Below are 12,249 nucleotides of genomic sequence, written 5' to 3'. Positions count from 1 at the left end.
GAAAAACAGGTGATATACAAGTGTCTTTACATATAGAGAAAACCGACATTTTGATTATTGGAACAGGACTTGCCGCCGTCACGACGGCGCTACATGTGCCATCCTCTTTGTCTGTCCTCCTCGTCTCCAAAGGGGAGGCGACGTCGACGAACTCCGATTTGGCACAGGGGGGAATTGCGAGCTCGTATCTCGAGGAGACGAGTGAGGCACATAAAGAAGACACGATGCTTGCTTCGAATCAGACATCGTTCTCAGAACGCGTCGACATTCTCGTTGAAGAAGGACGTCGAGCGATTAAAGAGATGGAACGGTTCGGTGTCCGCTTCGATCGTGACGAGGACGGGTATGCCCTCGGACGGGAAGGGGCTCATCGGTTGCATCGCATCTTTCATGCCGGGGGTGACGAGACCGGTCGACATGTCATGCGGCACTTGCGCCAGTCTTTACCGGATAACGTGAACATGCTCGAACACGTCCTCGTCCATGACCTTGTGATGAAGGAAGGACGAGTCGTCGGTGCGTTGGCGTTTCAGAAAGAAAAATGGCTACACATCGAGGCAGGTGCCGTCGTTCTCGCGACCGGCGGAATCGGTGGACTTGTCGATTGGACCTCGAACGCGCAGACGGTGACCGGTGACGGTCTCGTCTTGGCAAATCGATGCGGGGCCAAACTGACGAACTTACAGCGGATCCAATTTCACCCGACCTTGTTGGCCGCCGATGAACCTCATCTCGTCACCGAGGCGCTCCGTGGTGCCGGTGCAAGACTGGTCGATACATCTGGAAACGATGTGATGGCGCATCACCCGCTTGGGAGTCTCGCCCCTCGAGACGTGGTGGCCCGTGTCCTGACAGACCAGGCTGGACACGTCTTTCTCGATACGTCTGGCGTGACGCGATTACGTGACCGGTTCCCGAAACTCGCAATGACGTGTGACAAGTTAGGCATCGACCTTCGCCAAATCCCCGTTCGCCCAGGGCTTCATTTTCATATGGGGGGAATCGAAGTGGATGACGTGGGTCGAACGGACGTCGACGGTTTGTATGCCGTCGGAGAAGTGGCGGAAGCAGGTGTACACGGTACGAATCGACTCGCCTCGAATTCACTCTTGGAATGCTGGGTGTTCGGAAAACGTGTCGCCGAGGCGATTCAAGTGAAGGACAGAGGCTTTGCAACGAGCGATGTGATGGCGTATGACATCTCACCTGACACGTTCCGTTCGCTCCGCCAACAAATCGGCAAGTGGTTGACGATTTCACCGAATCACGACGAAATGAAATGTTTCTTACAAAATACCCAAACGTTGACCTTGACGAAACACGTGACAAGACAATTAAGTGAACAAACTTTACAACTTGATGCGGCGCGCCTCATCGCGCAAAGCATCCTCGAAATGGAGAGGTACGATGAACACGATTTATCTACGCGAACAGCTACGACAGTTTCTGATTGAGGATATCGGATATGGCGATCTATCGAGTGAGCTGATCGATGAACACGACGAGTCAATCGCGACCATCATCGCAAAAGAGCAAGGCGTCTTCTGCGGGAAGCCGATCGTCCAAGAGCTCGCTAGAATGCAGCAACTCGAATTGGTGGATTGCCGAGATGACGGGAAGCGGATTGAACCAGGCGATGAACTGATCATCTTGAAAGGGAAGACTCGTGTCCTATTAGAGACGGAACGCGTCCTATTGAATGTGATTCAGCGTGTGAGCGGGATTGCGACGATGACACGTCAATGTGTCGATGCGCTCGATGACGACTCGATTCACGTCACGGATACGCGGAAAACGACACCAGGACTCCGCATGCTTGAGAAGTACGCCGTTCGTGTCGGTGGCGGCTACAACCATCGGCTCCGCCTCGACGATGCCGTCATGATCAAAGATAACCATATCGTCGCACTCGGTGGTGTGACAAAAGCCATTCACGCCGCGCGCTCAAGAGTCGGTCATACAACTCCAATCGAAGTCGAGGTCGAGTCGTTCGCGCAACTCTTAGAAGCCGTTCAAGCGAATCCGGATATTGTGATGCTCGATAATCGGACACCCGATGAACTGCGAGAATGGGTCCAGCATATTCCGGACCATGTCACCATCGAAGTGTCTGGCGGCATCACGCTCGACACGATTTCCGACTATAAAGGGATTCGCATCGATGTCATTTCACTCGGTCAGTTGACCCACTCGGTACGGGCGCTCGACTGCAGTATGAATTTACAAGGAGGAATGAAACATGCAACTACTCGGAACACTCCCACCGACGTACGCTAATCTATCAGTGGAGGAAATGGAGACGCGGATTCAAGCGGTCAAGGACCGGCTCGGGACACGTCTCTTCTTACCGGCGCATCATTATCAAAAAGACGAGGTCGTCCAATTCGCGGACGCGACAGGGGATTCGCTCCAGCTCGCACGCCTCGCAGAACAGATGAGCGAAGCGGAATTCATCGTCTTCTGTGGCGTGCATTTCATGGCGGAGACAGCAGACATGTTGACACGCGACGACCAGATTGTCGTCTTACCTGATATGCGGGCCGGTTGCTCCATGGCAGACATGGCTGATATCGATCAGACAGAGATTGCGTGGGAAGAATTGACGGAGCAGTTCGGGGAAGGAATCATCCCGATTACATACGTCAATTCGACGGCGGCCATCAAGGCATTTGTCGGACGTCATGGCGGGGCGACGGTCACATCGTCGAACGCACATGAAATCGTCCGCTGGGCGCTAGAAGCAGGAGAGCGCATTTTGTTCCTTCCCGACCAGCATCTCGGACGGAATACGGCGTATGACCTTGGCATCCCGCTCGAGGCGATGGCCGTCTGGGATCCGCTCCGCGAAGAACTAGTGGCAGAAGGAGAACTCGAACAGATTCGGGTCATTCTTTGGAAAGGGCATTGTTCTGTCCATGAGAAATTTACGGTCTCGCAAATTCAATCGTTCCGTGAGCGCGAACCGGATCGTCGCATCATCGTCCATCCGGAATGTACGTTTGATGTCGTGCAGGCAGCCGACGAGGCCGGATCGACGTCGTATATTATCGACAAGATTGATGCGAGTGAACCCGGGACAAAATGGGCGGTCGGGACGGAGATGAACCTCGTGAACCGATTGGCGGCGACGTACCCGCATCTCGATATCGTCTCGTTGAACCCGTTCATGTGTCCGTGTCTGACGATGAACCGAATCGACTTGCAACATCTCCTCTGGGCGCTCGAGTCGCTCGAGACGGACCCTGTGAACGTCATTCGCGTCGATGCTGAGACGACAGAGTGGTCGAAACGTGCACTTGAACGTATGCTCGCACGGTAATCGCTTCAGGACAGGCAAACGCCTGTCCTCAGCTTGTTGACTAACATGAATCATATCGCTCGCCTGTCCGGCGCCCACGCTTTCCGCAGGCAATCCCGGAGCCGCATCGCGACCTAGGTCGCTGCTGGGTCTCCGTCGGATTGCTTTCCTGTCGGAGTCGGGGCGCCGTTGGGCGAGCAACGCAAACGGTCGTCATCTGACGGCCGTTTGTCTTTTTCTGAGGCCTCGATGGCCGAAGAAAAAGCCTGATACATACTTCGAACCCTTACAAACAGGGAAAGAAGAAGGTAAACAACAAGTTCGCCCGTCATCAAAAGGAGGAACCCGATATGTATCGCGCCCATTCTGAGAAACGACATGAACCGATCCAGTCGAAGACCACGTTGGACCAGCTGGTCCCGCAGGATGATCTTGTCCGGAGACTCGACCGTCACATCGACTTCTCGATCGTGCACCGGCTCTGCGCCCCGCTCTATTCGAACACCGGTACGCCCGGCATCGATCCGGAGATCATCATCAAGATTATCCTACTCGGACCCCTGTTCAACATCCGTTCCGTGCGCCAGACCGTGAGGGAGGTTCAGACGAACCTCGCCTATCGTTGGTTCCTCGGTCTCGGCATCGATGAGAAGGTTCCCGACCATTCGACGATCAGCCAGGCCTACCGCCGACGCTTCCAGGGGAACGACGTGTTCCAACAAATCTTCGAGGACATCGTCCGACAGGCGGAATCTCACGGTCTCGTCTCCGGACGCATCCTGATAACGGATTCCACGCACATCCGAGCGAACGCGAACAAGAAGAAATTCGACAAGGTAGAGGTCGAACGGGTCGTCGGTGCGATCGAGGACGAGCTTCTCACCCGCGTGAACGAGGAACGGGCCGAACGCGGAAAAAAGAACTGAAACCGGCATCTGAGAAGAGGGAGCGCCGGCTCGTCAAGATGAGCCGGACCGACCCGGATGCGGGATACATGTATCGTGACCAGAAGCCGGAAGGCTTTTTCTGGCTGGCGCATCGGACGGTCGACGCCAAGCACAATTTCATCGTCGATGTACACGTCACACCCGGGAACGTCTCGGACAGCACCGTCTATCTCAATCGGCTCGACCATGTCCTCGAACGTTTCCATTTCCCGCTTGAGGCGGTCGCACTCGATGCCGGCTACTTCACGACCGGGATCGGCGAAGGCGCTCGTCGAACGGGGCATCTTCGGGGTCATCGCCCGGAGGCGTTTCGGCGGAAAGAAGGGGATGTTCCGCAAGACCCGGTACACGTACCTGCCCGAGGAAGATGCATATCTCTGTCCGGCGCGACAGCGCCTCACCTATCAGACGACGGACCGCCACGGCTATCACCATTACGTGTCCGACCCCTCCATCTGTCAGAACTGCCCTCTCCTCGAGAAGTGCACGTCCAGCCGGACGCACCGAAGGGACATCACACGCCACGTCGATGAACATTACCGTGAGCAGGTGAACGAGAACCGCCTGTCCGCGACTGGAAAATCCCTCTACCGACTGCGGCCACAGACCGTCGAGCGCTCGTTCGCCGATGGGAAAGAGCTCCACGGGCTCCGTTTCACCTTCTACAGGGGGACCGCGAAGGTCCAACGCGCCAATCTGGTGGCAGCCACCGCACAAAACATGAAGAAGCTGGCCAACCTGTTGGCCAGAAAGGACTGTCTACATAACATTTCTTCAATCTTTTGTCGGACAGAACGCCTCAAGCTCGTTGAACATAAAAAAAGACGAACCAGATCGCATCTTGCGATCTGGTTCGTCAACAGCCTGAGGACAGGCAAACGCCTGTCCTTTTTTCATATCGCTCGTTATGGTACAATAAATGCAGTTTTTCCGACCGAAAAGGAGATTACACCGTGATTGAATTCGTAAAAGGACCCGTCGCCTATGTGTGTGCGGAATATATAACGTTAGATGTCTCGGGCGTCGGCTACAAAGTACATGTGCCTAACCCGTTTTTTTATCGTGAACAAGACGAACATGTAATCGTGTTTACGTATCATTACGTCCGTGAAGATCAACAGACGCTATACGGTTTCCGGTCACGCCGGGAACGGGAGCTCTTCAATAAACTCCTTAGCGTGAGCGGCATCGGACCGAAAGGGGCACTCGCCATCGTCGCCTCTGGAGATATCGACGCGTTGATCGATGCGATTGAAACCGAGAATGAGAAGTATTTGACGAAGTTCCCGGGAGTCGGGAAGAAGACGGCCAAACAGATGGCACTCGACTTGAAAGGGAAGTTATCCGAACTTGCACCGGATTATGTGCCGAACGAAGGATTATTCGCACAAGGTGCATCAGAACTCGACGAGGCGTGTGAGGCGCTCGTCGCCCTCGGATATTCTGAACGAGAGATCGCGAAAGTCCGCAAAGCATTGAGCGGGGAGATCTTGACGACCGACGCGTACATAAAACGCGCGCTACAGCTGTTATTGAAATAAGGAGGAAGCTATGGACGAACGATTGTTGTCACAATCTCATCAGCAATATGAAGACTCTGAAGAGTGGAGCTTACGTCCGCAGCGCTTCGAGCAATATATCGGGCAGGAAAAGGCGAAAGGCAATTTGTCGGTCTTCATTCAGGCCGCTAAACTTCGCAGTGAGACGCTCGACCATGTCCTATTGTATGGACCACCGGGACTCGGGAAGACGACGCTCGCGCAAATTATCGCCAACGAGATGGGCGTCGGCATCAAGACGACCGCCGGACCAGCGATTGAACGCCCGGGTGACCTGGCAGCGATCCTCTCGACACTTGAGCCGGGTGACGTCTTATTTATCGATGAGATTCACCGGTTGAGCCGGACGATTGAAGAAATTCTCTATCCAGCGATGGAAGATTACTGTCTCGACATCGTCTACGGACAAGGTGAGATGGCACGAAGCGTACGCATCGATTTGCCGCCGTTCACGCTCGTTGGGGCGACGACGCGGGCCGGGATGTTATCGGCACCGCTTCGGGACCGTTTCGGGGTCACATTGAAACTTGAATACTATGAGCCACATGAACTCGCGGCCATCGTCAGTCGGACGGCCCAGCTGTTCCGCCTTTCGATCTCACCTGAGGCGAGTGGCGCGATTGCGAAGCGCTCGCGAGGGACACCGCGAATCGCCAATCGTCTCTTGCGTCGAGTCCGTGACTTCGCGCAAGTGGCCGGCACGAAAGAAATCGATCCGGTGCTCGCATCCGATGCGCTCGACCGTCTACACGTCGATGCACTCGGACTCGATGAAGTCGACCACCGATTGCTTCGGGCCATGGTGGAACGATTTGGAGGGGGACCGGTCGGGCTTGAGACGCTCGCCGCAACCATCGGCGAGGATGCTCAGACGATCGAAGACGTCTACGAGCCATATTTATTACAACAAGGGTTCTTGCAGCGGACGCCGCGAGGACGGATGATCACACAGTTTGCCAAGTCGCATTTTGGTTATGAAGAGGAAGAGGAGTAAGGTATGCAAGACATTCAATTGAACGTAAACGATTATGATTTTGAATTGCCAGAAGAGTTGATTGCGCAAGTTCCGTTGCTCGATCGGACGAGCTCACGTCTGCTCGTGTTGGACCGTGAGACAGGAGACATCGAGCATCGTCATTTCCGTGACGTGCTCGACTACTTGAACGAGGGAGATGCGCTCGTCGTCAACGATTCGCGCGTCTTACCGGCTCGTCTCTTCGGAGCGAAACAAGAAACAGGCGGGAAAGTCGAGTTGCTCTTGTTGAAGCAGACGGAGGACGACGTATGGGAAGCACTCGTCAAACCGGCGAAAAAAGTTCGCGTCGGTTCCATCGTCGAATTCGGTGACGGACTTCTCCGCGCGGAATGCGTCGAGGAACTCCCGGAAGGAGGTCGTCGTTTCAAGTTTGACTACGACGGTATCTTCTACGAGATTTTAGACGAACTCGGAACGATGCCACTCCCACCGTACATCCGTGAACAACTCGATGACCAAGATCGTTATCAAACGGTCTATGCGCGGGAACGTGGCAGTGCAGCCGCTCCGACAGCAGGTCTTCATTTTACAGAAGAACTGCTCGAGGCAGCGAAGGCGAAAGGTGTTCGGTTGATCCCGCTCACGCTTCACGTCGGTCTCGGTACGTTCCGTCCGGTGACGGCTGATTCGATTGAAGAACATACGATGCATAGCGAATATTTCGAGTTGTCAGCTCAATCGGCTGAAGCGCTCCGAGATGTCCGGTCGAGTGGCGGTCGCATCTTTGCGGTCGGTACGACATCGACACGCACGCTCGAGACAATCATGCGAGACCATGGGGACTTCGTCGAGTCATCGGGCTGGACGGATATCTTTATCTACCCTGGTGTCGAATTGAAAGCAATCGATGGATTGATCACGAACTTCCACTTGCCTAAATCGACACTCGTCATGCTCGTCTCGGCATTCGCGACGCGCGACATCATCTTACACGCTTATCGGACTGCGGTCGCAGAACGATACCGCTTCTTCAGTTTTGGAGACGCGATGCTCATCACGAGGAAGGAAGTAACACAATGACAAAACACGCAGTCACATACGAACACATTCACACATGTAAACAGACCGGAGCGCGGCACGGAATCGTCCATACGCCGCACGGGTCGTTCGAAACACCGGTCTTTATGCCGGTCGGGACGCAAGCGAGTGTCAAGACGATGGCACCAGAACAGGTAAAGGCGATGGGTGCGAACATTATCTTGTCGAACACGTATCATCTATGGGTCCGCCCGGGACATGAGGTCATCAAACAAGCTGGCGGGCTTCATAAGTTCATGAACTGGGACGGCGCGATTCTCACGGACTCAGGCGGCTTCCAAGTGTTCTCACTTGCCGACCTCCGAAACATTCAAGAAGAAGGCGTGCATTTCCGAAACCACTTGAACGGCGACAAGTTGTTCTTGTCACCGGAAAAGGCGATGGAGATTCAAAACGCGCTCGGCTCGGATATCATGATGGCATTCGATGAGTGCCCACCTTATCCGGCGACGCATGAATACATGAAGAAGTCGGTCGAACGCACGAGCCGTTGGGCAGAACGTTGCCTTGAGGCACACGAGCGTCCAGAAGACCAAGCGCTCTTCGGGATCATTCAAGGTGGGGAATATGAGGACCTTCGTCGTCAAAGTGCACAAGATCTCGTCTCACTCGATTTCCCAGGATATGCGGTCGGCGGTCTCTCGGTTGGTGAACCGAAAGACGTCATGTATCGTGCCCTCGAGTTCACGACGCCGCTCATGCCGGAAAACAAACCACGTTATTTGATGGGTGTCGGTTCGCCGGATGCATTGATTGAAGGGTCGATTCGTGGAATTGATATGTTCGACTGTGTCCTCCCGACACGGATTGCACGGAACGGGACGCTCATGACTTCGAAAGGTCGCGTCACAATCAAGCAAGCGAAGTATAAGACAGACTTCGGCCCGATTGATGAGAAGTGTGACTGCAACACGTGTAAGAACTACTCACGTGCCTATGTCCATCATTTGATTCGTGCGGACGAGATGTTCGGCCTTCACTTATGTACGACACACAACCTTCACTTCCTTGTGAAGTTGATGGAGCAGGTTCGTCAAGCGATTCGCGAAGACCGTTTGCTCGATTTCAAAGAAGAGTTCTTCGAAGAATACGGCTACAACAAGCCGAACGCGAAGAATTTCTAAGCAAACGTGTCGGACATTGTGTGACAATGCTTCAGTTTCACGGTATAATGAACCTGATATTGAAGGAAAGGGTGAATGTTACTCATGGAAACAATCGTTGCGTTATTACCAATGATCTTGATTTTCGTCGTATTTTACTTCTTGTTGATTCGTCCACAGACGAAACGCCAAAAAGAAGTTCAAGCGATGCAAAACGCCCTCGAGCGTGGCGACAACGTTGTCACAATCGGCGGTTTACACGGCGTCGTTCATCAAATCGAAGACACACATGTCGTTTTGAAATGCGATCAATCGCTTCTCCGTTTCAACCGAAGCGCAGTTGCGGAAGTCGTGAAAAAAGCGAATGCCTCATTTGAGGAATAAGCCAGTAAGCGTCTGACCATTATGGTCAGACGCTTTTTTTATAGAAAAGCGACTGTTTTTTGACAAAGTATGTCAATTCGGTGATTCATCCACCTCATTTCGAAAAATCGATTTGATTCATGAAAACGTTTGCATTAATGTCAAGTTGAGAAGAAATTCGAGATGAAGGAGAACGGATGACATGGACGTGAAACGATTGGTACGACCGATAAAGAATTGGAAAGGGTGGACATGGAAGCGGAGTGGTACAAAACAGAAGGGACGTTCTTCTCTCAGAAGACGAATGTCGATTGCGCTAGTACCCACAATTATTGCTCTCGTTCTTGTCGGGGCGCTTGGTTCATATCAACTGAGACAATCGACTGCCGCATATGACCGGGTGTTGAGCGAGGGGACACAGGAGATGCTGTTGGCTGAAAATCTGTCGCTCGCGGTGACCGATGCGGAACGTTATTTGAATTACTATATGCTCGTTGCCAATCCGAAAACACTCATCAGTCTGCAAAGTGTCCAGGAGCAGCGTGACGAGTTGATGGCTTCACTGAAGGCATCCTCTTCAGATGAGAAGATTTTATCTTGGTTGGGCGATTTGGAGAAATTTAACGAGTTGTTGGACCGTGAAATGAATCGTGCCATCGAACTTCGCCAGCAACAAGATGAGATTGGGTATAAAACGGTTCTCAATACGAGCGTGACGCCGACGACGGACCGTGTTCGGATGACGGTGACAGACCTTGTCGAATACAAAGGTGATCTCCTCGCGTCAGAGACGAAGGCTGTGCAAGCCGAAGCGGAGAGCTCGATCCTCTGGATGCTTGTCATCAGCGTCGTCGGTGTCGTGATTGGAATCCTGTCCTTGCTCGCCCTGCAACGTCTCTTCTTAAAACCGATCAACCGACTCGGTCGTCAAGCACGAATTATGGCGGGCGGGGATTTGACGGGCGAAGATATTGAGGTTGCCTCAAACGATGAGCTCGGAGACCTTGTCACGGCTTTCAACGAGATGAAACATAACCTTGTCGGATTGATTCGTCGGGTAGGAGAAGCTTCAGAAAAAGTCACTGCCTATTCAGAAGAACTGTATGCGAGTACGGACCACGTGGCGACAACGACTCAAGGTGTCTCTCGTTTGTTTGAAGACATGAATGTGGCGGCCCAAGGGTCGTCTAAACGAGCGGAAGAAGGGACGATTGGCGTCAATCAAGCGGTTGATGGATTGAACCAGATTGCCGCAGCGTCACAAGGCGTGAATGAACAGACGATTCATACACTTGAAGCGGCAAACGGTGGGCTTGAGACCGTTCAATTAGCGGAGAAACGAATGCAAGAGATTCGTCGCGCCAATGAGCTCACGCAACAGATGGTGACTCGTCTTTCGAACCAGTCGCTTGAGATTGAGAAGATTACCCGCTCCATCACGGCCATTACGGAACAGACGAACTTGCTTGCGCTCAATGCGGCCATCGAGGCGGCACGTGCGGGAGAACATGGGAAAGGTTTCGCGGTCGTCGCGGCAGAAGTGAGAAAGCTTGCCGAGGAGTCGAAGCAATCTGCCATTCAAATTCAGACCGTCGTCCGTGACATCCAGCGAGACACGGAGCAAGTCGAGACCGCGTTTGAAGAATCGAGCGTGCATGTCGAGAGTGGGGTATCACAGATGGGTGAAGTCGCCTCGGCGTTCCGTGAGATTGTATCGGTCATTGAAGAGACGTCGCGTCAGATGAGTGAGATTGCCGCTGCGACAGAAGAAGTCAGTGCCAATACGACAGAAGTTGCCGTTTCGGTCGAGGATATGTCCACGAACGCCGTCTCGACACAACGGAGCGTCGAAGAGGCGGGGGCCAATGTCGAGGAACAACTTGCGGCGATTCAAGAAATCAACAGCATCGCAGAGACGATGAGTCATATGTCGTCCGAATTAAAAGATGTCGTCCATGTGTTTAAGACGACATGACAAATGCCCTGACGTCTCGCGTCAGGGCATTGCTTGTTACATTAATAGGATAAGACTCGTCGCCATGACAATCATCCCGGCGACCATTCCGTACATTGAATGATGGGCATTCCCATATTCACGGGCGGCAGGAAGCAACTCGTCGAGTGAGATGAAGACCATGATCCCTCCGACTGCCGCGAATAACAGCCCGAAGACCGTGTCGCTTAAAAATGGCATGAGAATCAAAAATCCGATGGCAGCCCCAGCTGGTTCGGCGAGACCGGATAACATCGAAAGTTTGAACGCCTTCTTCCGTGATCCTGTCGCATAATAAATCGGGACGGAGACGGCAATCCCTTCCGGAATGTTATGCAGTGCGATGGCGATGGCGATGGCCACACCGACGGTTGGGTCATCGAGCGCCGAGATGAACGTCGCAAGTCCTTCCGGAAAGTTGTGAATCCCGATGGCGAGTGCCATGAAAATCCCCATTTTCTTTAGACGACTTTGTGTCTCAGGATGATTGATTGGAGCCGCTTCATTTGTTGCTGTCGTTGCCAACTCTTGCGTTGACGGATCGTTCTGCATCGATTCAACGAACTTGACCTCGTGCGGGTTCTCCATTTTCGGGATGAACTTATCAATCATACCAATCAAGAACATTCCCCCGAAGAACGCGAGGACGGTGTAAATCGTTCCGGTATATTCCCCGTGTGCACCGACAAGTTCCTCAAGTGCCTTTGGGAAAATCTCGATGAACGATACGTAAATCATGACACCGCCTGAAAATCCGAGAGAGATGGACAAGAAAGCCGTGTTTGTTCGTTTCGCAAAGAATGCGATCATACTCCCGATTCCCGTCGCAAGCCCTGCGAACAAGGTGAGGAGAAACGCAAAAATGATTGTGCTGTCCATGTGGAAAGACTCCTTTGATGTTGTGATGTTAGC

Annotated in this window: 10 protein-coding genes and 1 pseudogene; 10 read left to right on the top strand and 1 reads right to left on the bottom strand. The window is 53.1% G+C overall.

The features are described from left to right. The first annotated feature begins 20 nt into the window (after window positions 1-20). The 10 genes and pseudogenes from AC5LIL_RS09935 (at window position 21) to AC5LIL_RS09890 (ending at window position 11,319) form a co-directional block, all read left to right on the top strand. Window positions 21-1,454: an L-aspartate oxidase gene (locus AC5LIL_RS09935; protein WP_499824011.1), complete on the top strand. Its 1,434-nt coding sequence runs from the start codon at window positions 21-23 to the stop codon at window positions 1,452-1,454. Beyond that, window positions 1,408-2,277 carry a carboxylating nicotinate-nucleotide diphosphorylase gene (gene nadC, locus AC5LIL_RS09930; RefSeq protein ID WP_499824009.1) on the top strand — a complete coding sequence of 290 codons (870 nt, stop codon included), beginning with the start codon at window positions 1,408-1,410 and terminating at the stop codon, window positions 2,275-2,277. The genes AC5LIL_RS09935 and nadC overlap by 47 nt, the downstream gene beginning before the upstream one ends. Next, window positions 2,240-3,319 (top strand): quinolinate synthase NadA, encoded by a 1,080-nt coding sequence (gene nadA, locus AC5LIL_RS09925; protein WP_499824008.1) that lies wholly within the window; start codon window positions 2,240-2,242, stop codon window positions 3,317-3,319. The genes nadC and nadA overlap by 38 nt, the downstream gene beginning before the upstream one ends. Window positions 3,320-3,648: 329 nt before the next feature. Further along, window positions 3,649-4,995: pseudogene (locus tag AC5LIL_RS09920) on the top strand (IS1182 family transposase); the annotation flags it as partial. Between the two features lie 203 nt (window positions 4,996-5,198). Continuing rightward, window positions 5,199-5,786: a Holliday junction branch migration protein RuvA gene (gene ruvA, locus AC5LIL_RS09915; RefSeq protein ID WP_499824007.1), complete on the top strand. Its 588-nt coding sequence runs from the start codon at window positions 5,199-5,201 to the stop codon at window positions 5,784-5,786. A gap of 10 nt (window positions 5,787-5,796) precedes the next feature. After that, window positions 5,797-6,798: a Holliday junction branch migration DNA helicase RuvB gene (gene ruvB / locus AC5LIL_RS09910; RefSeq protein WP_214695364.1), complete on the top strand. Its 1,002-nt coding sequence runs from the start codon at window positions 5,797-5,799 to the stop codon at window positions 6,796-6,798. 18 nt (window positions 6,799-6,816) lie between these two features. Continuing rightward, window positions 6,817-7,860 (top strand): tRNA preQ1(34) S-adenosylmethionine ribosyltransferase-isomerase QueA, encoded by a 1,044-nt coding sequence (gene queA, locus AC5LIL_RS09905; protein ID WP_499825362.1) that lies wholly within the window; start codon window positions 6,817-6,819, stop codon window positions 7,858-7,860. Then, the gene (gene tgt, locus AC5LIL_RS09900) at window positions 7,857-9,002 is read left to right on the top strand and encodes a tRNA guanosine(34) transglycosylase Tgt (protein WP_015881169.1); all 1,146 of its coding nucleotides are present in this window, start codon (window positions 7,857-7,859) and stop codon (window positions 9,000-9,002) included. The genes queA and tgt overlap by 4 nt, the downstream gene beginning before the upstream one ends. 84 nt (window positions 9,003-9,086) lie before the next feature. Further along, window positions 9,087-9,365: a preprotein translocase subunit YajC gene (gene yajC, locus AC5LIL_RS09895; protein ID WP_211781462.1), complete on the top strand. Its 279-nt coding sequence runs from the start codon at window positions 9,087-9,089 to the stop codon at window positions 9,363-9,365. Between the two features lie 181 nt (window positions 9,366-9,546). Next, window positions 9,547-11,319 carry a methyl-accepting chemotaxis protein gene (locus tag AC5LIL_RS09890; protein WP_499824006.1) on the top strand — a complete coding sequence of 591 codons (1,773 nt, stop codon included), beginning with the start codon at window positions 9,547-9,549 and terminating at the stop codon, window positions 11,317-11,319. A gap of 36 nt (window positions 11,320-11,355) precedes the next feature. Here the strand turns inward: AC5LIL_RS09890 and zupT are convergent, their stop codons facing one another. Further along, complete coding sequence (gene zupT / locus AC5LIL_RS09885; protein WP_074035187.1) at window positions 11,356-12,216, bottom strand: zinc transporter ZupT; 861 nt, start codon at window positions 12,214-12,216, stop codon at window positions 11,356-11,358. Between the last annotated feature and the right edge of the window lie 33 nt (window positions 12,217-12,249).

It is taken from the genome of Exiguobacterium sp. RM11 (assembly GCF_059821525.1).
This window is presented reverse-complemented; position numbering and strand designations above follow the sequence as displayed.

Coding starts and splice junctions, on each gene's coding strand:
- ruvB (WP_214695364.1), top strand. CDS start 5,797: ATGGACGAACGATTGTTGTCACAATCTCATCAGCAATATGAAGACTCT.
- AC5LIL_RS09890 (WP_499824006.1), top strand. CDS start 9,547: ATGGACGTGAAACGATTGGTACGACCGATAAAGAATTGGAAAGGGTGG.
- yajC (WP_211781462.1), top strand. CDS start 9,087: ATGGAAACAATCGTTGCGTTATTACCAATGATCTTGATTTTCGTCGTA.
- tgt (WP_015881169.1), top strand. CDS start 7,857: ATGACAAAACACGCAGTCACATACGAACACATTCACACATGTAAACAG.
- nadA (WP_499824008.1), top strand. CDS start 2,240: ATGCAACTACTCGGAACACTCCCACCGACGTACGCTAATCTATCAGTG.
- zupT (WP_074035187.1), bottom strand. CDS start 12,216: ATGGACAGCACAATCATTTTTGCGTTTCTCCTCACCTTGTTCGCAGGG.
- nadC (WP_499824009.1), top strand. CDS start 1,408: ATGAACACGATTTATCTACGCGAACAGCTACGACAGTTTCTGATTGAG.